Source organism: Pseudomonas sp. 91RF, from assembly GCF_003576265.1.
GTDB classification, from domain to species: Bacteria; Pseudomonadota; Gammaproteobacteria; order Pseudomonadales; family Pseudomonadaceae; genus Aquipseudomonas; species Aquipseudomonas kribbensis.
This window is the reverse complement of sequence record NZ_QWFC01000047.1, coordinates 189,186-211,197: the sequence shown is the minus strand read 5'-3', so window position 1 is coordinate 211,197 and position 22,012 is coordinate 189,186. Positions and strand designations below refer to the sequence as shown.

The 22,012-nt window shown below is 61.7% G+C and carries 19 protein-coding genes; 13 read left to right on the top strand and 6 right to left on the bottom strand.

From position 1 onward, the window contains the following. Positions 1-160: 160 nt before the first annotated feature. The 7 genes from DXT77_RS24265 to DXT77_RS24235 are packed head-to-tail and all read left to right on the top strand — an operon-like array spanning position 161 to position 8,059. A complete protein-coding gene (locus DXT77_RS24265; protein WP_119429485.1) occupies positions 161-1,918 on the top strand; it encodes a carbamoyltransferase in 1,758 nt (585 codons plus the stop codon). Then, positions 1,902-3,032 (top strand): glycosyltransferase, encoded by a 1,131-nt coding sequence (locus DXT77_RS24260; RefSeq protein WP_119429484.1) that lies wholly within the window; start codon positions 1,902-1,904, stop codon positions 3,030-3,032. The genes DXT77_RS24265 and DXT77_RS24260 overlap by 17 nt, the downstream gene beginning before the upstream one ends. After that, complete coding sequence (locus DXT77_RS24255) at positions 3,032-3,928, top strand: antimicrobial resistance protein Mig-14 (RefSeq protein ID WP_119429483.1); 897 nt, start codon at positions 3,032-3,034, stop codon at positions 3,926-3,928. Before DXT77_RS24260 ends, DXT77_RS24255 begins: the two co-directional genes overlap by 1 nt. Before the next feature lie 8 nt (positions 3,929-3,936). After that, a complete protein-coding gene (locus DXT77_RS24250; RefSeq protein ID WP_119429561.1) occupies positions 3,937-5,382 on the top strand; it encodes a PIG-L family deacetylase in 1,446 nt (481 codons plus the stop codon). Beyond that, entirely contained in the window at positions 5,379-6,533 is a 1,155-nt protein-coding gene (locus DXT77_RS24245; RefSeq protein WP_119429482.1) for a glycosyltransferase, read from the top strand. Before DXT77_RS24250 ends, DXT77_RS24245 begins: the two co-directional genes overlap by 4 nt. 14 nt (positions 6,534-6,547) lie before the next feature. Continuing rightward, the gene (locus tag DXT77_RS24240; protein WP_119429560.1) at positions 6,548-7,432 is read left to right on the top strand and encodes a glycosyltransferase; all 885 of its coding nucleotides are present in this window, start codon (positions 6,548-6,550) and stop codon (positions 7,430-7,432) included. Positions 7,433-7,435: 3 nt separating this feature from the next. Further along, positions 7,436-8,059 (top strand): CatB-related O-acetyltransferase, encoded by a 624-nt coding sequence (locus DXT77_RS24235; RefSeq protein ID WP_119429481.1) that lies wholly within the window; start codon positions 7,436-7,438, stop codon positions 8,057-8,059. A gap of 4 nt (positions 8,060-8,063) precedes the next feature. Here DXT77_RS24235 and DXT77_RS24230 read toward each other — a convergent pair whose 3' ends face one another. After that, a complete protein-coding gene (locus tag DXT77_RS24230) occupies positions 8,064-9,284 on the bottom strand; it encodes an acyltransferase (RefSeq protein WP_119429480.1) in 1,221 nt (406 codons plus the stop codon). A 2-nt stretch (positions 9,285-9,286) separates the two neighbouring features. Then, positions 9,287-11,152: a bifunctional O-antigen ligase/aminoglycoside phosphotransferase family protein gene (locus tag DXT77_RS24225; RefSeq protein ID WP_119429479.1), complete on the bottom strand. Its 1,866-nt coding sequence runs from the start codon at positions 11,150-11,152 to the stop codon at positions 9,287-9,289. Positions 11,153-11,306: 154 nt separating this feature from the next. Here DXT77_RS24225 and msbA point away from each other — a divergent pair, with 154 nt between their 5' ends. From msbA to hldE, 4 genes are all read left to right on the top strand, one after another. After that, a complete protein-coding gene (msbA, locus tag DXT77_RS24220) occupies positions 11,307-13,109 on the top strand; it encodes a lipid A export permease/ATP-binding protein MsbA (RefSeq protein WP_119429478.1) in 1,803 nt (600 codons plus the stop codon). Between the two features lie 164 nt (positions 13,110-13,273). Continuing rightward, positions 13,274-13,978 carry a sulfotransferase family 2 domain-containing protein gene (locus DXT77_RS24215; protein ID WP_119429477.1) on the top strand — a complete coding sequence of 235 codons (705 nt, stop codon included), beginning with the start codon at positions 13,274-13,276 and terminating at the stop codon, positions 13,976-13,978. Next, positions 13,971-14,579 (top strand): adenylyl-sulfate kinase, encoded by a 609-nt coding sequence (gene cysC / locus DXT77_RS24210; RefSeq protein ID WP_119429476.1) that lies wholly within the window; start codon positions 13,971-13,973, stop codon positions 14,577-14,579. The genes DXT77_RS24215 and cysC overlap by 8 nt, the downstream gene beginning before the upstream one ends. 102 nt (positions 14,580-14,681) lie before the next feature. Next, positions 14,682-16,106: a bifunctional D-glycero-beta-D-manno-heptose-7-phosphate kinase/D-glycero-beta-D-manno-heptose 1-phosphate adenylyltransferase HldE gene (hldE, locus tag DXT77_RS24205; RefSeq protein WP_119429475.1), complete on the top strand. Its 1,425-nt coding sequence runs from the start codon at positions 14,682-14,684 to the stop codon at positions 16,104-16,106. 66 nt (positions 16,107-16,172) lie between these two features. Here hldE and DXT77_RS24200 read toward each other — a convergent pair whose 3' ends face one another. From DXT77_RS24200 to DXT77_RS24185, 4 genes are all read right to left on the bottom strand, one after another. Continuing rightward, positions 16,173-17,141 (bottom strand): metal ABC transporter ATPase, encoded by a 969-nt coding sequence (locus DXT77_RS24200; protein WP_119429474.1) that lies wholly within the window; start codon positions 17,139-17,141, stop codon positions 16,173-16,175. A gap of 31 nt (positions 17,142-17,172) precedes the next feature. Next, a complete protein-coding gene (locus DXT77_RS24195) occupies positions 17,173-17,985 on the bottom strand; it encodes an aldo/keto reductase (protein ID WP_119429473.1) in 813 nt (270 codons plus the stop codon). Beyond that, positions 17,982-19,157, bottom strand: coding sequence for an FAD-binding oxidoreductase (locus DXT77_RS24190; RefSeq protein WP_119429472.1), 1,176 nt, complete (start codon positions 19,155-19,157; stop codon positions 17,982-17,984). Before DXT77_RS24190 ends, DXT77_RS24195 begins: the two co-directional genes overlap by 4 nt. A 201-nt stretch (positions 19,158-19,358) precedes the next feature. Further along, positions 19,359-19,691 (bottom strand): multidrug efflux SMR transporter, encoded by a 333-nt coding sequence (locus DXT77_RS24185; protein WP_085608473.1) that lies wholly within the window; start codon positions 19,689-19,691, stop codon positions 19,359-19,361. A gap of 102 nt (positions 19,692-19,793) precedes the next feature. Between DXT77_RS24185 and DXT77_RS24180 the strand changes: the two genes are divergently transcribed. Next, on the top strand, positions 19,794-20,696 hold the full coding sequence (locus tag DXT77_RS24180) for a LysR family transcriptional regulator (RefSeq protein WP_119429471.1): 903 nt from the start codon (positions 19,794-19,796) through the stop codon (positions 20,694-20,696). An 11-nt stretch (positions 20,697-20,707) separates the two neighbouring features. Further along, positions 20,708-21,988, top strand: coding sequence for a lipid IV(A) 3-deoxy-D-manno-octulosonic acid transferase (gene waaA / locus DXT77_RS24175; RefSeq protein ID WP_119429470.1), 1,281 nt, complete (start codon positions 20,708-20,710; stop codon positions 21,986-21,988). Positions 21,989-22,012: the final 24 nt, after the last annotated feature.

The following is a 22,012-nucleotide window of genomic DNA, read 5'->3' as shown; positions in this document are numbered from 1 at the left end:
CTCCCAAGGTGTCAACGCACCGGCCGGCCAGTTCCGCTAGAGGTTTGTCGGCGCTTTTAAGCTATAATCCCGCCCTTTAGCTGTCTCTCGCCCGGTGCGAGGGCACATCATTTTTCAAGGCGCATCGCGCCTGAATGCAGACTAAAGAGGCTAGACCCCTGTGGCATTGACGATTCTTGGCCTGTCCGGCGCCCTTAGCCATGATCCTTCAGCAGCCTTGTACATCGACGGCAAGCTGGTCGCGGCGGCTGAGGAAGAGCGCTTCGTACGCGATAAACATGCAAAGAACCGCATGCCCTACGAATCGGCGAAGTTCTGCCTGGAGCAGGCCGGCATCAAGCCGTCCGACGTTGACGTGGTGGCGATTCCGTTCGCCCCGATCAGCATTTTCGGCAAGGCCCGCTGGCAGTACGCCAAGCGCTACTGGTACGCCCCGGATCGTGCACTCGACGCGATCCTGATGGGCAACCGTCGCTACAAGCGCTATCGCAACAAAATCGTCTGGTGCCTGGAACAACTGGGCTTCGATCCGAAGAAAATCAAGATCGAGCCGGTTGAACACCACCTGGCCCACGCTTCCAGCGCCTACCACTGCTCGGGTTTCAAAGAGAAAACCGCGATCCTCGGCATCGACGGCAAGGGCGAGTACGCCACGACCTTCTTCGGTTATGGCGAAAACGGCAAGATCCACAAGATCAAGGAATTCTTCGATCCGGACTCCCTCGGCGGCCTGTACGGCGCGATCACCGAGTTCCTCGGTTTCGACATGCTCGACGGTGAGTTCAAGGTCATGGGCATGGCGCCGTACGGCGACGCCAGCAAATACGATTTCTCGCGCCTGGCCTCGTTCGAAAACGGCGAGCTGGTGATCAACACCGACTACGCCAACGTGATCGGCCTGCGTCGCTACAAAGAGAAAGGCAAGGGTTACTACTTCTCGCCGAAGCTGATCGAGTGGCTGGGTCCGAAGCGCGAAGGCGACATCGCCGACGAGCCGTACATCCACTACGCCGCCAGCATTCAGGCGCTTTTCGAAAAAATCGCGCTGCAGATGATCGACTACTACCTGGGCGACGTGCTCAAGGAAACCGGCAAACTGGCCTACGCCGGTGGCTGTGCGTTGAACGTCAAGCTCAACCAGAAAATCATCGCCCGCGACGACGTCAAGGAGCTGTTCGTACAGCCTGCCTCCGGCGATGCCGGCACCGCAGTCGGTGCAGCGGCCTATGTGTCCAACACCCGTGGCGTGCCGGTCGAGAAGATGGAACACGTTTACCTCGGCCCGTCGTACAGCAACGAAGACGTGATCGCCGCGTGCGCCCGTCACGAGAACAAGCCGACCTGGCGCAAGCTCGACAACATGCCGGAGCAGATCGCCAAAATCATGGTCGATGGCAACCCGGTGGCCTGGTTCCAGGGCCGCATGGAGTTCGGTCCGCGTGCACTGGGCGGCCGTTCGATCATCGGTTGCCCGAGCGTGGCTGGCGTGGCCGACCGCATCAACCACCAGATCAAGTTCCGCGAGCGCTGGAGGCCTTTCTGCCCGTCGATGCTCGACACCGTTGCGCCACAGATGATCAAGATCGATCACCCGGCGCCGTTCATGACCTTCACCTTCGAAGTGGCGGAAGAGTGGAAGACCCGCGTCCCGGAAGTCGTCCATGAAGACGGCACGTCCCGGGCCCAGGTGCTCAAGCGCGAATACAACCCGCGCTACTACGACATGATGAAGGCGCTGGAAGTGCTGACCGGCAACGGCGTGTCCCTGAACACCTCGCTCAACCGCCGTGGTGAACCGATGATCTGCTCGCCGACCGACGCCCTGAACATGTTCTTCGGCTCCGATCTGCAGTACCTGATCATGGAAGACATCCTGGTGGTCAAAGAAGGCGCAAACGCTTATGACACGCTCGGCTGAACGCCATGTGCTGCAGTTCTGTCACGGCTATGACGGGCCGTTCCTCGACTGCGCGCGGCAGTACGCCAGCCTGTTCGCGGGCACCGGTTATCGGGTCACCACGGTCTTTCTGACCGGGGCGGCCGATAGCGAGGTGGCCGCGGCCTGCGCCTCCGACGAAGTGTTGTTCATGGAATACAGCTCCAAGGCCATTCGTGGCCTGAAGCTGGGCGCCATCGGCGATCTGCGCAAGATCGCCGCTTCACGCAATTTCAGTTTCTGCATCGCCCATCGCTTCAAGCCGATCTATATCGCCTTGCTCGGCACTTCGCTGCCGGTGATTGGCGTGCACCATGCGTTTGGCGATTACAAACGCGGCTCGCGCAAACTCTTTGCGCACATTTTCCGCAAGCGCCTGAGCCTGCTCGGTGTGTCCGACGCGGTGCGCGACGACATGCGCCGCTGCCTGCCGAAATGGCCGGCGACGCGCATCCAGACCCTCTACAACCGCATCGATGTTTCGGCGTTGCAGATGAGTCAGGTGTCCGCCCGTGAAGCCCGCGAGACCTTGGGTCTTTCTGCGGATGCATTCATTGTCGGCAACGTCGGTCGCCTGCACCCGGACAAGGATCAGGCCACGCTGTTGCACGGTTTTGCCGCCGCGCTGCCCGGTCTGCCGGCCAACAGCCAACTGGTGATCCTCGGCAAGGGTCGTCTTGAGGACGAACTCAAGGCGCTGGCTCGCGAACTGGGTGTCGGTGATCGTGTGCTGTTTCTCGGTCAGGTGCCGGACGCACGCAATTACTTCCGCGCATTCGATGTGTTTGCCTTGAGCTCCGACCACGAACCGTTCGGCATGGTGCTGCTGGAGGCCATGGCCGCCGGTGTGCCGTTGCTGGCGACCGCGTGCGGCGGGGCGAAGGAAGTGGTCGAAGGCGTGGGCATTCTGTTCCCGCTGGGCGATGCGGAGCATCTGGCCCAGGGTCTGAAACATCTGGCCGGCATGGACGAGCAGCAACGTCGTCAATGCGCCGAGATGATGTTCGATCGCCTGCGCGAACGCTTCTCCGACCGCGCCGTGCGCGACACCTTCTGGCATTTGCCGCAAGTTACCGATCTGGCACCGAGGGGCTGATGCTCAACCGATTTCAAGGCTGGCGCGAGCGTGGCTGGTCGCCCGTTGACGCCTCAACTTATGCACAGGCCTGGCAGCGTTTTGGCGGCAGCGTCGCGACCCATCCGATGGTCGTCGAGCGTCTTGCGGATCTGGCCGGCATCCCGGTGCGTTATCTGGCCTGGGAGCAGCAGGGCGATATCAAAGCGGCGATCCCGACCTGGGGCCGTGATCTGGCCTTGTCCAAGGACGTGCTCAAACGCAACGGCAAGAAAGGCCTGTTCGATCTCGGCAACGCCGAACTGATCCTGCCGGCCGCCGCCGATGCCCAGGCCCCGCTGCGCCATCGCGGACGCTACCTGTCGGCGCTCAACGAAAACCGCTTCAGCGGCCTCAAGTTGCAGACCGAGCAACTGGCCATGGCCCGCACCCCGGAAGAACTGTCGAAGAAGTTTCGCTACAACCAGCGCCGTGAACTGCGCCTGCTGGAAGAGGCGGGCGGCGTCGTACGGCCGGTCAGCGAGTTCACGAGTGCCGAACTGGCCGCGATCTACTGCGACCTGTTCCAGCGTCGCTGGGGTTTTCCAGCCACTGGCGCGGCACGCATGGCCGAGGTCATCGAGCTGCTGCGCGAGCTGTTGATCGGATCGGTGATCTTCCTCAACGATGCGCCGATCGCGATTCAGCTGGTATACCGCGTCGAAGCGCCGGAGTGGATCAGCGTCGAGTACATCAACGGCGGCGTCGACCCCGAAACCCGTGAGTTCAGCCCCGGCAGTGTCCTGAGTTTCCTCAATACGCAAAGTGCCTGGGAGCACGCTCGGGCACTCGACAAGCCGCTGCGTTTTTCCTTCGGTCGTGCCGACCGTGAATACAAGGATCGCTGGTGCAATCCTGTGCCGGTCTTCACCGTATGAGTCAGCCCATGAGCCGCAAACAGCAACTGCTCAAGCGTCACCGGCGCAATAAGCGAATCAGCCTGTTGGTTGCACTGATCGTGTTGATCGCCCTCGGCGTGATGGTGGCCTGGTGGTTGCCGCTGGTGCTGGCGGTGATTGGCTGGATCGCTCACGAGGCGTGGTTCGCCGACCACCTGTTCTATTCGCCGAAAGACGATTACCAATACAGCTTTCCGCCGTTCACACCGCAGCCAAAAGTGCATTTGCACGGTGAGCAATTGCGCCTCGACGAGGGCGTAATGCTGGTGGACGACGCTACGCTGATCCTCGCCGTGAAGATCAAAAGCAGCTTTCTGGGACGATTCTTCGATCCTCGGGTCGAGTTGGTGGGTGGGGCAAGTCCCGATGCCCAGACCTTCGAACGAGGCGTCAACGGCCTGCGTTATCTGAACCTCAGCGGTCAGGCGCAGGCCTTGTCGCAAGGTCTGTTGCGTCTGCGCGGACGCTTTTGCCGGGTGTCCGGCGAGCCAGTGTTGTGGGCGCTGGAACAACCGGACTACCGCCAGCAGCGGGTAATGGTCATCGCCCCTCACGCCGACGATGCCGAACTGGCCGCCTACGGTCTGTACAGTCAGGCCAAAGAAGCCTGGATCGTGACCCTGACCGCCGGCGAGATCGAAGCCGAACACTACCAGCAGATGGGCCTGAACAAGGTCGAGGCGTCGCGACTCAAGGGCCGCTTGCGGGCCTGGGACAGCCTCGCCGTGCCGCGCTGGGCCGGCATTCCACAGGAAAACTGCGTGCAATTCGGTTACTTCTGCCTGCAACTGGCGGCGATGCAGGCTGCGCCGAGTCAACCGGTGGGCTCTCGGGAAGCCGATCTGAACGACACGCGAATCTTTCGTCAGTTGAATCCGTTTGCCTTGCCGGGCGATGCCGACGGCGCGCCGACCTGGAACAATCTGCTGGCCGATCTGCGTGACGTCTTGTCCCGTGCCCGTCCGGATGTGATCGTGTTGCCGCATCCGACGCTGGATCCGCATCCTGACCATATCTGCGCCCAAGAGGCAGTGCTGGAAGCCTTGCGCGGTCTCGATTACCAACCGACCCTGCTCGGTTACGCCAACCACTTGCACGACAACGATCGCTGGCCGATGGGTGACAGCGGGCAGGGCATCGCTCTGCCGCCGACGTTCGATGCGACTCTGGTGATGCAGCCGCTGTGCCTGCCGCTGTCGGTCGAGTTGCAACGGGACAAGGCCATGGCACTGGGCATGATGCATGACCTGCAGCCGCCGGCGCCGTTCAAGCGGCGCCTGCGCCGGTTGTTTCAGCGACTGCTGGCCGGTCGGGCGCCGTCGGTCTATGGCGAGAACGAATTTTTCCGCAAAGCGGTCAGACGCCAGGAGTTGTTCTGGGTACTGAAGCAGAGCGAAACAGGCGCGACGGGATCGCACCGGGGAGAGTCATGAGTCAACGCGCAAAGGTGCTGCAGCTGCAGCCCGACTACAACGTCAAATCCCATGATTTCGCCGACCTCGCCGAACAGATCGTCAAGGCGTTGCCGACCGATCGTTATGAGGTGACGGCGGCATTCCTGCGCGGCAAACCCGGACCGGGTGAAGCTGTCAGCCGGGCCGACCGTTCGGTGTATTTCGAATTTTCCGACAAGTCCCTCAAAGGCATGCGCCTGCGGGCGATGTGGCAGCTGTACAAGTTCTGCCGCCGGGAAAAGTTCGACGTGGTGATCTGCAACCGCTTCAAACCGGTGAACATGATGCTGACCCTCAACCGCTGGTTGAAAGTGCCGTTGTGCATCGGCATTTCCCACGGTTTCGGCGAGTACGACCGCTTCTATCGCCGCCGTCAGACTCAACGCCTGATTGACCGGCACTGGCGTTTCGTCGGTGTGTCGCCGGCGGTCAAACAGTACCTGCTGGACTGCGATTGCGGTTTCACCGATCAGAATACTTACGCGATCACCAACGCCATCGACATCGAACAGGCCGAAGGCTTGCAGCACAGCCGCGAGCGCGCCCGCGAGCTGCTGGGCATCGACCCGAATGTGCGCCTGATCGGTGCGCTGGGACGGCTGGTGTCGGTCAAGGGCCACACTTATCTGTTGCAGGCTTTCGCCCAACTGAAAGACAAATACCCGAACACCCAACTGGCAATCATCGGTGCCGGACGGCTGCAAGCGCCGCTGGCGGCCGAGATCGATCAGCTCGGTCTGAGCGGTCGCGCCCACCTGTTGGGCTTCAAGGAAAACGCCCTGCAATACGTGCGTGCGTTTGATATCTGGACCATGCCGTCGCTGGCCGAAGGCCTGGGCCTGGCTTTGCTGGAAGGCATGAGCGGGCACTTGCCGGTGATCGCGTCGAACGTGCCGGCCATGTTGCCGCTGATCGAAGGTGCTGGGGGGCTGGCGATCACGCCCAAGGATGTGTCGAGCCTGGTCGTGGCGCTGGACACCTACCTCGGGCTGCCGGATGACGAGCTCAAGGCCAAGGGTGAACAGGCCTATCGTTATTTGCAGGAGCAGCACGACATCGAGGTCTTCCGCCAGGAATACCTGAACCTGATCGACTCCGGCCTGGCGCAGGCCCGCAAGGAGCAGCCATGAGTGAGGCCACCGCCTTGAGCGAAGCGCAACCCCTCGTCACCGTCATCATCGCGTCCTACAACCACGGGCCGTACATCGAGGAAAGCATCCTCAGCGTCATCAATCAGAGCTACCAGAACATCGAGCTGCTGGTGGTCGACGACGGATCGAAGGATGACAGCGTCGAGCGCATCAAGGCCTTGCAGGAACAGCACGGCTTCGACTTCCGGGTGCAGCAGAACCAGGGCCTGACCAACACGCTCAACGGCGCCATCGCACGGGCCAAAGGTAGCCTGATCGTGCCGTTCGGTTCCGACGACATCATGTACCCGGACCGCATCGCCACCCAGGTCGCGTACATGGACGGCAAGCCGGAAGTGGGTATCTGCGCCGGCAACATCGAGTTGATGGACGCCGACGGCAACCTCTATCCGGAAAAGCGTCAGCGCCGGGACGTGCCGTTCCGTCGCCTGGATTTCGATGACATGTTCCTGGAACGCAAGCCGTATCCACCGGCACCGACCCTGATGATCCGCCGCGAGGCACTGGACAAGGTGGGCGGGTTCGATCCGACGATTCGTCTCGAGGATCTGTACATCGAGTTGAAAGTCACCCGCGCCGGTTACTTCATCGATGGTCTGAACGTGGTGATGGCGCGCTATCGCAAGCACGCCACCAACTCTTACAAGAATCACCGTTTCATGATCGAGAACATTCTGCGTACCTACGCGCTGTTCAGCGATCACCCGCTGTACGACGAGGTGCGCTACAAATCGCTCAATTCGATGTTCCTGAAAACCGCCAACCGTGACCGCAAACTGGCGCGGGAGCTGCTGGCGCAGATTCCGTTCAAGGCCTGGAACAAGAAAACCTGGCGCGGTCTGGGTCGGCTGCTGTTTTCGCCGCTGGAAAAGGACTGAACCATGGGCTGGCTTCAGCGCTGGCGTGAGCGACGCGCCAAACGGGCGATTCGCAAGTTGCCGAAGATCGAACGCGGTGCTGCACGGTTCGCCCAGGCTTATCCTGACTACACCTTTGGCCGGGGCAGTTATGGTCTGCCGTTCGTTCACGACTGGAAGGAAGGCTCGACGCTGAAAATCGGCGCCTACTGTTCGATTGCCGAAGGCGTGCAGATTTTTCTCGGCGGGCATCACCGGGCGGACTGGGTGACCACGTTTCCGTTTCCGGCGATGCTGCCGCAGGCCGCGCATATTCGCGATTACAGCGGCACTCACGGGGACGTGACGATCGGCAACGATGTCTGGCTGTGCTCCGACTGCACGATCCTTTCGGGCGTTACGATCGGGAGCGGCGCGATCATCGCGGCCGGTGCCCTGGTTACGCGGGATGTCGAACCCTACGCGGTGATGGGAGGCAATCCGGCGAAATTCCTGCGCTGGCGCTTTCCCGAGGAGCAGCGCCAGCAATTGTTGCAGAGTGCCTGGTGGGATTGGCCGGAAACCGAACTGCACAGCCTGGCGCAAACGCTGTGCAGTGACGACATCGAGGGATTCCTCACCTACGCCCGCCAGCGCCAGCCCTCATAGCTGCTCAACGCTCCCGGGCGGCTTCCTCGGCCAGTTTTTTCGGGCGCTGCTTCTGGCGTAACCATTGCAGAAATGTCTTTCCGGCTTCGATTCCAGGCTTCTCGATGTACAGGAATGTGAGGCTGGCAATGACGATCAGCAGACAACTGCAGACGACCATCAACAGCAGGTAAAGAACCGGGCTCTGCGGATTGAAGGACATCAGGTGTGGCAGCTGCTGCACCATGATCCAGAGCACATAGCCGTGCAGCAGGTAGGTGCTGTAGCTGATCTCTCCCAGCCAGCGGACACTGCGCACACGCAGCGCGCCCCAGAGCGGGTTGCCCGACGCGACGATGGCGAAGAATACGCTCAGCAGCAGAAGCGGCATCAGGCTGAAGGCGCGCTTGAACAGTGTCATCGTCAGAATCAAGGCCAGCAGGGCAACCGCCGTTGCTACGTGGGTCTGGCTCCATGCGACCAGCTGCGGGCGTCGTACCCAATAAGCTGCCGCGATGCCGCCAAGAAAACTCGCCAGAAAATGCTTTTTCAGCGAATGTTCCCAGCCGACGACCTGATACAGGGCGTAGATTCCGATCAGGCACAGCACGACTTGCAACCAGTGCCCGCGGTAAATGAACACCAGTCCCAGAAGGGGCAGAGCCAGATAGAAAAACACCTCGTAGGCGAGTGTCCAGGTCACGTTGGAGATCAACATGCCGCTCTGGTGGTACTGATTGATGTCCGGCCGGTCGAACGTCAACCAGCTCAGTACCTGTCCGGCCAGTTGTGCGGGAGAGTCTTTCAGTTCCCAACCCTGCAGATTGAACACGGTGACAAACACAATCAGCATCAGTGGCAGGTAGAGGGGATAAAGCCGGAACACCCGTGACACCGCAAATGCCAGCCAGTCGTGCCGGCGTCCCTGCTTGAGCAGGCGGCTCCAGAACAGAAAACCGGTGATCATGAAAAACAGCGCAACGCTGGCCTGGCCCAGCTGCGAATAAAAGTTGCTCGGCGGAAACTCGATGACGCCGGTGCGCAGGTAGAACCAGGTAATGAGAGCGTGATGTATGAATACGCCAAAGGCCAGATAACCGCGCAAGCCGTCGATGCTGGCGTAGCGGCTTTCGCCGTTATGCTGCAGATGCAGGACGGCTTTGGGGACCAGACGCAGGAATATCACTGAAGTCGCGATGGCGAGCAGATACGCTGCCAGGGCGAAGACTGGATTGGTATCCATCATGATCAATGGGCCCGGGCCGGGCGACCTCCCTGTTGCACTTGCCTGTGCAGATTATCGACCGCCGCTCGGGAGGCCGTCGTCGAATAGCCCTGGAGCAGGGCGTCGAAGTGGTCCTCGAACAGCCAGCGCTTGTCTTCCGTGTAACGCTGCATATGGCGCAGGTTGCGTTGACGCAATGAGAGGCTCAAGGGGGACGGATAAATGCGCAGGTCGGCCAGGTCGATCAATCCGAATTCACCGTCCTCCAGCACCAGAACGTTGCCCAGGTGCAGCGAGCGGAAATACACGCCCTGTTCATGCAGGCGCGCCATGAACTTGCCGAAACGCTCGACCAGGGCCTGTCGCACGGCCGGTGCGGTGATGCCCTGGAGTACCTGGCGCAAGGTGTGGCCCGGAAGTGGAGCGTAATGCACTGCACTGCTGCCATCTTCGAGGCGGTACAGGTTCAACACCTGTGGGGTCGGGATGCCCATCCGGCGCAATTGTTCGCTATTGATGGCGAAGCGTTCGGAGTAAGGGTTGAAGTTGCCCGAGGTGTACCAGCGACGGCGGCGGAACAGTTTGAGAAAACTGCCGTCGGTCAGGCGCAGGACCTTTGGACCCAGGCCATCTTCTTCAACTACCTGAGCGTTGGCGCCCAGCTGTTGCAGGCCGGTGGCAGACATTCTCTGTACGGGCAGGGTCAGCAGGCGGCGAGCTCGCTGGTTGATGCTCAGTGCGGCAATCAGTGCCAGAGGAATCCACAGCAGGAACCAGTGCTCCTTTGGCCGCGAGATGATCCCGCCGCCCTCTGTCAGTCCGGCACCGATACCGAACACCAGCCAGGTCGACGCGATGATCAGCAGTGGTTGAACGCGCTGACGCCAACTGCTGAACAGTCCCCAGGCCTGGAAAAACAGCCATGGGAGCAAACCCAGAATGCCGACGTAATAAAGCACGCCCAGCACAAAACTGTGAGGTTCCTGAAAGTTGTAGCCAACGCCCGGGTCGATCGCCAGATCGGCGTTATAGCCATGACCGATCCACGGGTGCTCGGAAATCTTTTGCAGGGCGATCTGCCAGATTTCGAAACGGTAAGAGTCGCCACGCTCGGTGATCATCTTCGAAAACACGCAGACCACACTGATGCCCACGGTAGCCAGGGCCCCCAGCATCGCCAGGGAGCGACGGTTCCAGCAGATGAAGCTCAGCCACAGCGCAGCCATGGTCAGTGCGACCAGTGGCGTTCTTGAACCGGTGGCGATGACTGCTGCAAACATGACCAGCATCGCCGGCAGGCTGAGCCAGAGCAGGCGGCCATGCCTGCACGACATGCTGACGCTCATCCAGTAGGCACAGAAGAAGCCGAACAGGTGTGAGCTGAGCAGCGGGTTGTCGAACGCCCCACCGCCAACCAGGCGGGCGCCGGGTTCGTAATGATGGATGAATGGAATCAGGAAACACGTCGTGGCGGCGAGGGCGACCAGCGCTGCGACGAACAGCATCGGCGCAAGAATGTCACTGCGATAGCGCACAAGCAGGTAACAGCCGACGAACAGCAGCAAGGTATGCAGCGGTGGTTTGAACATGCCACTGAACGATTCGCCGTCGGCTGGCCCCCAGCTCAGGCTGAGCATCGCCCAGGCGACGAACACCAGCAAGGCAACAATCATCGGTTCGCGCACCAGCTCCCTGAAGCCCTGAGGGCGCAGGCACAGGGCAATCAGCGCCGGAATGCTGAACAGGCCATAAAACAGCTTGTGGTGCAGGCTGCGACCAGGCAGGAAGAACAGCGCGCACAGGAGCAGGAAGTAGCCGACGGGAAGCATCCACAGGCTGATGAAATCGAAGATTCGACTGGACGTACTGTTGAAGCCGCGAAGTTGCATGCTGTGAGATTCAATCCTGAAGTTGATCGGCCATTTCGTTGATGGCTATTTGATGCTGAAAAAGACGCATAACAATAACAGCCTTTGGCCGATTGCCAGAACCCTTAAGAAGCTGTGCTAAAGTCAGCGTCCTTTTTATCGACTTTCGCGTGATATGACCGACTCCAGTCCCGCCGCAAGCCCTTCGAGCTTGAAAATCTACTTCCGCCTGCTCGGCTACGTCCGGCCGTATATCAGTCTGTTCCTGATCAGCATCGTCGGTTTTCTGATTTTCGCATCGACCCAGCCGATGCTCGGTTACATTCTCAAGTATTTCGTCGACGGTCTGTCCAACCCCGAGGCAGTGCTGTTTCCCACCGTGCCTTACCTGCGCGACCTGCAACTTTTGCAGGCCGTACCGCTACTGATCATCCTGATCGCTGCGTGGCAGGGCCTGGGGTCCTATCTGGGCAACTACTTCCTGGCCAAGGTTTCCCTGGGCCTGGTCCATGATCTACGGGTGCAGCTGTTCAACAACCTGCTGGTACTGCCGAACCGGTACTTCGACAAGCATAACTCCGGTCATCTGATTTCACGCATCACCTTCAACGTGACCATGGTCACGGGGGCGGCAACAGATGCGATCAAGGTCGTAATCCGTGAAGGCATGACAGTCATCTTCCTGTTTGCCTCCCTGCTGTTCATGAACTGGAAACTGACACTGGTGATGGTTGCAATCCTGCCGTTGATCGCCGTGATGGTGCGCACCGCCAGCAAGAAATTCCGCAAGCAGAGCAAGAAAATCCAGCTGGCCATGGGCGACGTGACCCATGTGGCATCCGAAACCATCCAGGGCTATCGCGTGGTGCGCAGCTTCGGCGGCGAAGCCTACGAAGAGAAACGCTTCCTCAATGCCAGTCAGAGCAATACCGACAAACAACTGCGCATGACCCGCACCGGCGCCATCTACACGCCGATGCTGCAACTGGTGATCTACACCGCCATGGCCGTGCTGATGTTCCTGGTGCTGTTCCTGCGCGGTGACGCTTCGGCGGGTGACATGGTGGCTTACATCACCCTGGCGGGCCTGCTGCCCAAGCCGATTCGCCAGTTGTCCGAAGTCAGTTCGACCATCCAGAAAGGCGTGGCCGGTGCCGAAAGCATTTTCGAGCAGCTCGACGTCGAGCCGGAAGTCGATACCGGCACGGTCGAGCGCGATGTGGTCAGCGGTCGTCTCGATGTGCGCAACCTGAGCTTCACCTATCCGGGGACCGAGCGTCAGGTGCTCGACAACATCAGCTTCTCGGCCGAGCCCGGGCAGATGGTGGCGCTGGTCGGCCGTTCCGGCAGCGGCAAGTCGACCCTGGCCAACCTGATCCCGCGCTTCTACCACCACGACAAGGGCGAGATCCTGATCGACGGTGTGGAAGTCGAGCAATACAAGCTGCTCAACCTGCGCCGCCACATCGCCCAGGTCACCCAGCACGTCACGCTGTTCAGCGACACCGTGGCCAACAACATTGCCTACGGCGATCTGGCCGGGGCGCCGAGGGAAGACATCGAAAAAGCCGCGCGTGACGCGTATGCGATGGACTTCATCGCGCAGCTGCCCGAAGGCCTGGACACCCAGGTCGGTGAGAACGGCGTGCTGCTTTCCGGTGGCCAGCGCCAGCGCCTGGCGATCGCCCGTGCCTTGCTCAAGAACGCGCCATTGTTGATTCTCGACGAGGCCACCTCGGCCCTCGACACCGAATCCGAGCGGCACATTCAGGCAGCACTGGATCAAGTGATGAAGGGCCGCACCACGCTGGTCATTGCCCACCGTCTGTCGACCATCGAGAAGGCCGACCTGATTCTGGTGATGGATCAGGGCCGGATCGTCGAGCGTGGCACTCACAACGAACTGCTGGCGCAGAATGGCTACTACGCGCGTCTGAACGCCATGGGCCTCGACGCTCCGGCCGAAGATATTGCCTGATCCCGCCTCGCGGACGCCGGGCGCGCAATGCGCCCGGCCATTTGTATCCGGATCTTTACCCTTCTTGACCAAACCTGCATAAAACCCGACACCGCGCTTGTTAAGGTTCCCGGACGAACTCTGACTTCCATCGAAGGGGCCATCCCCGTCGCGCGGGTACTTTCATGTTGCAACGCTATCTGTGGAAACTGCTGCCAAAGCCGCAGCGGGCTTTTCTGCTGGGGCGCCTGTCGGTGGTCGACCGACAGGCGGTGAACAAGTCCATGTCGTCCAACCTGCGCTTTCCCGAAGTCTTCGAGCAACGTTCCTGTCTGTTCATTCACGTCCCCAAATGCGCCGGCAGCAGTGTCTGCGAGTCAATGTTCGACGGCTGGCGTCCCGGTCACTTACCGTTGTACTGGTATGAAGAACAGTTTCCCGCTCAGTTCGCCGCCGCATTCAAATTCACTTTCGTGCGTGATCCGCTGGAGCGTGCCTATTCGGCCTATGCCTTCTTGCACGGCAACCAACTGGGCGGGCGTGACCAGGCCGCGCAGCAGCTGGTCAGGCACTACCGCGACTTCGACGACTTCGTTGCACGCTGGCTACATGCCGACACCATCGGGCGACAATTGCACTTTGCCGCGCAAACCGACTTTCTCACCGATTCACTGGGGCGCCTGGCCCTGGACTTCGTCGGCTATCAGGAGCATCTGGAACGGGATTTTCACCTCGTTTGCGAGCGCCTGGGTCTGACCAGCCAGCTGCAACGCATCAACAGTTCCCGGCAGCGCCGCCCGCAACCGGCCCGTGACTTTTGTACGCAACGTACCCGACGTCTGGTGCGACGAGTCTATGCACGTGACTACGAGATGCTCGGTTATGAGTGAGGTACTGTCAGTATCGCCGCCACCGGCGATCCGTCCCTATGCGCTGTCTCTTCCTGCCCAGGCGCGCGCCGCGCAGAAGACGCAGCGCCCCCGTTGCCTGTGGCTGACCGGACTGTCCGGTGCCGGAAAGTCGACCCTGGCCAATGCACTGGAGCTGCATCTGCATCAGTTCGGGCTGCACACGTTCCTGCTCGATGGCGACAACTTGCGCAGCGGTCTTTGCTGCGATCTGGGGATGACCGATACCTGTCGACGCGAGAACATCCGGCGTACCGCCGAAGTGGCGCGATTGATGGTGGACGCCGGGTTGATCGTGATCGTGGCTGCCATTTCACCGTTTCGTGCCGAGCGGGATACGGCACGCCGGCTGTTTGCCGAAGGTGATTTCATTGAAGTGCATGTCAGCACCTCGCTGGAAGTCTGCGCCCGGCGCGATCCGAAGGGCTTGTACCGCGCGGCGCGAGAAGGGCGGATCAAGGACTTTACCGGGATCGACAGTCCGTACGAGGCGCCGCTGGCGGCCGAGTGCCGGATCGATACGGACGAGGTCGAGCTGGCCGATGCCTGCCATCGACTGGCGGCGTTCCTGTGCAAAAAATGAGCAAAAAAGCCTGTTGTTTCATCCTGTTGCAGCCGCCGCACAAGCCTTCGCCAACCCTGTGTTAATATCGCGCCCCTGTTCATTTTGTATGTGGGTTGCTCCATGAAGTTGTCCATGCCGCGATTCGATCAAGCCCCTGTCTTGGTGGTCGGCGATGTCATGCTCGACCGTTACTGGCATGGTGGTACCTCACGGATTTCCCCTGAGGCGCCGGTTCCGGTTGTAAAGGTCGAGCAAATCGAAGACCGCCCGGGCGGTGCCGCCAACGTTGCCTTGAACATTGCCGCGCTGGGTGCGCCGGCGTCGCTGGTCGGTGTGACCGGTGACGACGAAGCCGCCGACAGCCTGAGCAACAGCCTCAAGGGTGCGGGCGTGCGCGCCTTGTTCCAGCGCATCGCGCACCAGCCGACCATCGTCAAGCTGCGGGTCATGAGCCGGCACCAGCAATTGCTGCGTATCGACTTCGAAGAACCGTTCGCCACCGACGCCCTGGCCCTTGCTTCCCAGGTCGACGACCTGCTGGAAGGCATCAAGGTGCTGGTGCTGTCCGACTACGGCAAAGGCGCCCTGAAAAACCATCAGGCGCTGATCCAGGCCGCCCGGGCCAAAGGCATTCCGGTGCTGGCCGACCCGAAGGGCAAGGATTTCTCGATCTACCGTGGCGCGAGCCTGATCACCCCGAACCTCAGCGAGTTCGAAGCCATCGTCGGCGGTTGCGCCGATGAGCACGAACTGGTGAGCAAGGGCGCGAAACTGATGCACGACCTCGAGCTCGGCGCACTACTGGTGACTCGCGGCGAGCACGGCATGACCCTGCTGCGCCCGGATCATCCGGCGCTGCACCTGCCGGCCCGGGCCCGTGAAGTGTTCGACGTGACCGGTGCCGGCGACACGGTGATTTCCACCCTGGCGGCCGCGATTGCCGCAGGCGAAGAACTGCCGCATGCGGTAGCGCTGGCCAACCTGGCGGCCGGTATCGTGGTCGGCAAACTGGGTACGGCGGCGATCAGCGCCCCGGAACTGCGTCGCGCCATTCAGCGCGAGGAAGGTTCGGAACGCGGTGTGTTAGGACTGGAGCAACTGATTCTGGCGGTGGCCGATGCCCGTGCGCACAACGAGCGGATCGTGTTCACCAATGGCTGCTTCGACATTCTCCACGCAGGCCACGTGACCTACCTCGAGCAGGCACGGGCCCAGGGTGATCGTCTGATCGTGGCGATCAACGACGACGCCTCGGTCAGCCGCCTGAAAGGTCCGGGCCGGCCGATCAACAGCGTCGACCGGCGCATGGCGGTTCTCGCCGGCCTGGGCGCGGTGGACTGGGTGATCAGCTTCCCTGAAGGTACTCCGGAAAACCTGCTGCGCGAGGTCAAGCCGGACGTGCTGGTGAAGGGCGGCGACTATGGCATCGACCAGGTTGTCGGCGCCGATATCGTCAAGGCCTACGGCGGCACCGTGAAAGTGCTGGGGCTGGTGGAAAACAGCTCGACAACGGCGATTGTGGAAAAAATCCGCAAGTCCGAGTGATGCAAACATAAAGACCGCGCCTGCGATGACTCTCTGGAGTCGCTCGCAGGCGCGGTCTTTTGCCGTTCAGGAGTTCACTTTCTTGCGCGGCACGATCTTCTTCAGCAGTTGCTTCGCCTTGCCCCGCAACCGCGCCAGCCCCGTGTCCTTGGGTGGCGGCGTCAGGCCCTGTTGGCGCAGCCAGTCCTTCCAGCGAATCCGCTCATCGCGCACCAGCCAGCCGTCCTGCCGGGCGAAGCTTTCCGCCAGATACAGGCCTCGTGTGCCTGCCGGGGATAACTGACCTTTCTTCAGCGTATACAGCTCGGGCAGTGGCTCGCCATCCTGCAGCGGCATCAAGTACAGATCGGGCCGTTTGCGGTCGAGCCGGGCAACCAGTTGATCGCCTTCCAGCCGTTCATCGACATGGAACAGGCTCAGGCTCTTGGCTTCCTTGGGCACGTCGAGGCGCAGGTCGTAAATCAATTGCAGGGACGCGGTCGGCAAGTGCACGTAGGCCCGTGGCCGTTCGAGCAATTGCAGATTGGCGCAGCGCACTGGCCGTGCCGAGCCGGACAACGGTGTCAGGCGAAAGGGCAGGGCCTCGCGATAATGCAGCGCCGAGGCGTACGGCGCCGGCAGCCAGGTGTCGTTGAAACGCCCGCCGAGCCAGCCTTCCGGGGTTTCCAGCAGGCATTCTTCGGCGATCTCCTGGATGGCCGTGTGCAACGGGATATTCAATTCGTGCGCCGGCACGTAACCGGAAATCAGTTTGAGCACGACATCGCCGCGATCCTGCCGCCGCTGGCGCACCAGCACCCAGTAATCGCGATTCTGCCAGTGCAGGGTCAGGCGCACCGAGACGCCGAGGTTGGCCAGCTCCAGCGCAAAGCGCTCGGCATCCGCCACGCTGACCGGTTTGCGCCGCTGCAGGGTCTGGGCGAAATTCAGCGGCATGCCGACGCTCTGGTAGGTCAGGCCTTCGGGCGTCGCTTCGACGAACAGCGGCAGCGTCTTGAAGTTGCTCGGGTTCTTTCTGATGAGCGTACGCGGCATGTCGGCTCCTGCTTAAGGCCGCGGGGCGGCGTCAGTGACCACGAAGGACCTGGGCAACGGTCGCAACGTTATGGGCGAGGTGCAGCGGATTGATTGTCCCGACGATGGCACTGGCCACGCCGGGCCGGGCGAACAGCAACTCGAAGCTGGCGCGTACCGGATCCACCCCGGGACTCAGGCACACGTGCCCGCTGGCCAGGGCCTTCTTCACCAGAACGGCTTTGCCGTGGGCAGCAGCATAGTCAATGACCGCCTTCTCGTTTTGTTCGTTCAGATTGTAGGTGACCATCGCGCAGTCGCCTTGCTCCAGCGCTTTGAGGCCGCCTTCGACGGTTTTGCCGGAGAAGCCGAAGCCGCGAATCTTGCCCTCGGCCTTCAGCGCCGCAAGGGTTGCATAGACGTCGCTGTCATTGAGGATGGCCATGTCGTTGCCATCGGAGTGCACCAGCACCAGGTCAATAAAATCCGTTTCCAGACGTTGCAGGCTGCGCTCCACCGACATCCGGGTGTGAGCGGCGCTGAAGTCGTGGGTCGATTGGCCGTTGGTAAATTCTTCGCCGACCTTGCTGACGATCACCCAGTCCTTGCGCTCACTTCGCAGCAGCGGGCCGAGGCGTTCTTCACTGCGGCCGTAGGCCGGGGCGGTGTCGATCAGGTTGATGCCCAGCTCCCGCGCCTGCTTGAGCAGCATGCGTGCGGCATCGTCGTCGGGGATCTGGAAGCCATTGGGATATTTCACGCCTTGGTCGCGGCCAAGTTTGACGGTGCCCAGGCCCAGCGGCGAAACCAGCAGGCCGGTGCTGCCCAACGGGCGATGCAGATCGTGCAGGGTCGGCAGGCTCATGGCAGCAGTTGCTCCCAGGCTGGAACACCCATCGGTGGTTTCGGCAGTTCTGGCAGCGGGGCGGGGTGGCTCGGCTGGATGCCATCGCGTTCAAGGGAGGCGATCACCCGGTCAGCGAAGTCCGGCGCCAGGGCGAGTTTGGTTGGCCAGCCAACCAGCAGGCGACCTTCTTCGGCGAGGAACGCGTTGTCCGGGCGGGTCAGGCCGGTTTGCAGCGGTTCCGCGCGGTCGACGCGCAGGGTCGCCCATTGCACGTTGCTCAGGTCGATCCACGGCAGCAACTGTGCGATTTCCTTTTGTGCAGTGGCAATCTGCTCGGCCGGCTCGCGAGCCACGCCTTCGGACTCGGCAATATCGCCGCCCATGTACCAGACCCACTGGCCGTCGGCGGCCGGGTGGGTGGTCACGGTGATACGCGGCTTGGTGCCGCCACCCAGGCAATGGGCGTACAGCGGCTTCAGGCCAGGGCCCTTGGCGATGATCATGTGCAGCGGCCGGCGTTGCATGGCCGGTCGGGTCAGGCCGAGAGCTTCCAGCAACGCTGCGGTGCCGGCACCGGTGCTGAGGACGATGCGCTGAGCACGAATCTCGCGACCGTCGACTTTCAGGCCGACCAGCACGCCGCTTTCCAGCAATGGCTCGATGTTCTGGCCGGCCAGCAGGCCGTCACCGGCGAGGTCGGCCAGGCGCTGGATCACGCTCGGCACATCGACCACCAGTTCGGCGAGGCGGTAGACCTTGCCCTTGAAACGCTTGTCTTGCAGCGCTGGCGGCAACTGATCGCCCTTGACCTGATCGACCCGGCCGCGCACCGCTTTGCTGGCGAAGAAACTGGTGAGGTTGCCGGCCAGGGTGCCCGGCGACCACAGGTAGTGGGCTTCGGACAGCAGGCGCACGCCGGTCAGATCCAGTTCGCCGTTGCCGGCCAGGGCTTCGCGCCAGCGGCGCGGCATGTCGGCGATGGCTTCCGAGGCCCCGGTCAGCGCACCGTGCAACGCGTATTTGGCGCCGCCGTGAATGATGCCCTGGGACTTCACGCTCTGTCCGCCACCGAGGCTGGCGCTTTCCACCAGCACGGTCGAGAAACCCTGGCGGCGCAGGCGCGCGTTCAACCAGAGACCGGCGACACCAGCGCCGACAATCAGCACGTCGGTGGAAATGGGAGATGGCATGCAACGACCTCAGTGTTCAAGACGAGGGCGCAGTATACAGACTCGGGGAAAAGGGGATTTGTCGATGATCAACAGGGCTGACGCAAATCCGAATGTGGGAGCGAGCCTGCTCGCGAAGAGGGCGTGTCAGTTGTCGATGATGTGTCTGACACTAAGCTTTCGCGAGCAGGCTCGCTCCCACCGGGATCTGTGTAGTTCAGGTTAATGGCCGGCGGTTTTCGAGAACAGCTGAATCACCACCACACCGAGTACGATCAATGCCATCCCGAGCATCGCCGGCACGTCCAGCTTCTGCCCATAGATGAACAGTGCCGCCACGCTGACCATCACGATGCCCATGCCAGCCCACACCGCGTAGGCCACGCCCACCGGCACGCTGCGCACCACCAGCGTCAGCATCCAGAACGCAATGGCGTAACCGACGATGACCAGAACCAAGGGCAGAGGCGTGCTGAAGCCTTTGACAGCTTTCATCGAAACGGTGGCGATCACTTCGGCGCAAATGGCAATAGCCAGATAGACGTAAGCGTTCATGTTCAATTCCTCGTGTGAAGCGTTGCTTTCTGAGGCGGCATTCTAGTGACTGCCCGGATGGGGTAAAGTCATTACCTATCTGTTTTGAAGATGGGTTGCCCGATGGACATGCAGTGGAATCTGGATCAGTTGCGCGTGTTCGTCGCGGTCGCCGAACAGCGTTCGTTCTCCGCCGTGGCGCGCCAGCAACGCAAGGCACAGTCGGCGATCAGCAGCGCGATTGCCATGCTGGAAGACGATCTCGGTGTCAGTCTGTTCGAGCGTAGCAGCGGTCGCCAGCCGAGTCTTACCGAAGCGGGCGAAGCCTTGCTCGAGGAGGCGCGGGAAGTACTGCGCCAATGCGAACGCCTGAACGGTCGGGCCATGGCCATGTTGCGTGGCCAGGAAGCGCAGCTGCGCGTGGCTCAGGATGAGGCGATGCCGTATCAGGCGCTGGTGGAAAGCTTCGGTGCGCTGGCCGAGCAGTTTCCGAGTCTTGAAGTACAACTGACCAGCGCCGCACAGGGCGAGGTTTCGCGCAAACTGGTGGAGCGTCGGGCCGATCTCGGGTTGTTGTTCTATCACGATGAAATCCCCGAGGCACTGGAGCGTCGGGTGTTGGGCAGCGTGGAAATGGTTACGGTGTGTGGCGTCAATCACCCGCTGGCGGCGCAGTCCCGGGTCAATTGCCAGCAACTGGCGCAACATCGGCAACTGCTGATGTCGACCCAGACCAGCGTCTACCCCGGCAGCGAACCGGCCAGTCCGCAGGTCTGGCGCGCCGACAGTTTCTACGTCATGGCCGAATGGCTGGTGCGCGACCTCGGCTGGGCCTGGCTGCCGCGCCACGTGGTGCAGTACTCGGCCTATCAGGGCCTGATGGTGGAACTCGACAGCGAATGGACGCCGCCAGCGCTGGTGGTGGAGCTGGTCTGGCGTCGGGACGAACCGCTGGGGCCGGCCGCCCGCTGGCTGGCGGAGCGATTTGCCATACACCTGCGGGCGATCGGCGGCAAAAGCCGATAAACTCCGCCGCCATGAATAGAACTCTCTACACCGCGCTGTTTTACCTGGGGCTGCCATTGGTGGCGATTCGGCTATGGCTGCGTTCGCGCAAGGCGCCGGCGTATGCCAAACGGATTGGCGAACGTTTCTCCTACGGCATGCCGACGCTGCAGCCTGGAGGCATCTGGGTTCACGCCGTGTCAGTGGGCGAAAGCATCGCGGCCGCGCCGATGATTCGCGCGCTGCTGCAACGTTATCCGACGCTTCCGGTCACCGTGACCTGCATGACGCCGACCGGGTCGGAGCGCATTCATGCGATGTTCGCCAAAGAGCCGCGCATCCAGCATTGCTACCTGCCTTACGATTTGCCCTGCGCGGCGGCGCGTTTTCTGGATCGCGTGCAGCCGAAACTGGCCGTGATCATGGAAACCGAACTCTGGCCGAACCACATTCACCAATGCGCCAAACGCGGGATTCCGGTGGCGCTGGCCAACGGACGCCTGTCCGAGCGTTCGGCCAAAGGCTATGGCCGATTCAGCAAACTGACCGCACCGATGCTGGCCGAGATGAGCCTGTTCGCCGTGCAGACCGAAGCCGAAGCCCAGCGCTTCCGCGATTTGGGCGCACGCCCGGAGACGGTCGAAGTCACCGGCTCGATCAAGTTCGACCTGACCATCGACCCACAATTGCTGCAACGCGCCGCTGAACTGCGCGGTCAATGGCAGGCGCAGGAGCGCCCGGTGTGGATCGCCGCCAGCACCCATGAAGGCGAAGACGAGGTGGTGCTCAATGCCCATCGCCGTTTGCTGGCCAACCATCCCGATGCGCTGCTGATTCTGGTGCCGCGTCACCCGGAACGTTTCAACTCGGTGTTCGAACTGTGCCAGCGTGAAGGGTTTGCCACGGTGCGTCGTTCGACCGGCGCCAACGTCGATGCCGCAACCTCGGTGCTGCTCGGCGACACCATGGGCGAGTTGCTGTTTCTCTATGCCCTGGCCGACAGTGCGTTTGTCGGTGGCAGCCTGGTGCCCAACGGTGGCCACAACCTGCTGGAGCCGGCAGCTTTGGCGAAACCGGTGATCAGCGGCCCGCACCTGTTCAACTTCCTCGACATCGCCGCACAGTTGCGCAGCGCCGGGGCCTTGGCCGAAGTGGATGACGCCGAAGGTCTGGCGACGGAAGTGCAGCGGCTGTTCGAGTTGCCGCGCGATGCACAGCGCATGGCGGAAGCCGGATTGAACGTTATGCGCCGCAATCAGGGCGCGTTGCAGCGATTGCTTGATGGCCTGGGAAGGTTGATCGACCGCCCATAAAAAAACGCAGCCTCAGGGCTGCGT

Coding starts and splice junctions, on each gene's coding strand:
- DXT77_RS24260 (WP_119429484.1), top strand. CDS start 1,902: ATGACACGCTCGGCTGAACGCCATGTGCTGCAGTTCTGTCACGGCTAT.
- DXT77_RS24255 (WP_119429483.1), top strand. CDS start 3,032: ATGCTCAACCGATTTCAAGGCTGGCGCGAGCGTGGCTGGTCGCCCGTT.
- DXT77_RS24250 (WP_119429561.1), top strand. CDS start 3,937: ATGAGCCGCAAACAGCAACTGCTCAAGCGTCACCGGCGCAATAAGCGA.
- DXT77_RS24245 (WP_119429482.1), top strand. CDS start 5,379: ATGAGTCAACGCGCAAAGGTGCTGCAGCTGCAGCCCGACTACAACGTC.
- DXT77_RS24235 (WP_119429481.1), top strand. CDS start 7,436: ATGGGCTGGCTTCAGCGCTGGCGTGAGCGACGCGCCAAACGGGCGATT.
- DXT77_RS24230 (WP_119429480.1), bottom strand. CDS start 9,284: ATGATGGATACCAATCCAGTCTTCGCCCTGGCAGCGTATCTGCTCGCC.
- DXT77_RS24225 (WP_119429479.1), bottom strand. CDS start 11,152: ATGCAACTTCGCGGCTTCAACAGTACGTCCAGTCGAATCTTCGATTTC.
- msbA (WP_119429478.1), top strand. CDS start 11,307: ATGACCGACTCCAGTCCCGCCGCAAGCCCTTCGAGCTTGAAAATCTAC.
- DXT77_RS24215 (WP_119429477.1), top strand. CDS start 13,274: ATGTTGCAACGCTATCTGTGGAAACTGCTGCCAAAGCCGCAGCGGGCT.
- cysC (WP_119429476.1), top strand. CDS start 13,971: ATGAGTGAGGTACTGTCAGTATCGCCGCCACCGGCGATCCGTCCCTAT.
- hldE (WP_119429475.1), top strand. CDS start 14,682: ATGAAGTTGTCCATGCCGCGATTCGATCAAGCCCCTGTCTTGGTGGTC.
- DXT77_RS24200 (WP_119429474.1), bottom strand. CDS start 17,141: ATGCCGCGTACGCTCATCAGAAAGAACCCGAGCAACTTCAAGACGCTG.
- DXT77_RS24195 (WP_119429473.1), bottom strand. CDS start 17,985: ATGAGCCTGCCGACCCTGCACGATCTGCATCGCCCGTTGGGCAGCACC.
- DXT77_RS24190 (WP_119429472.1), bottom strand. CDS start 19,157: ATGCCATCTCCCATTTCCACCGACGTGCTGATTGTCGGCGCTGGTGTC.
- DXT77_RS24185 (WP_085608473.1), bottom strand. CDS start 19,691: ATGAACGCTTACGTCTATCTGGCTATTGCCATTTGCGCCGAAGTGATC.
- DXT77_RS24180 (WP_119429471.1), top strand. CDS start 19,794: ATGGACATGCAGTGGAATCTGGATCAGTTGCGCGTGTTCGTCGCGGTC.
- waaA (WP_119429470.1), top strand. CDS start 20,708: ATGAATAGAACTCTCTACACCGCGCTGTTTTACCTGGGGCTGCCATTG.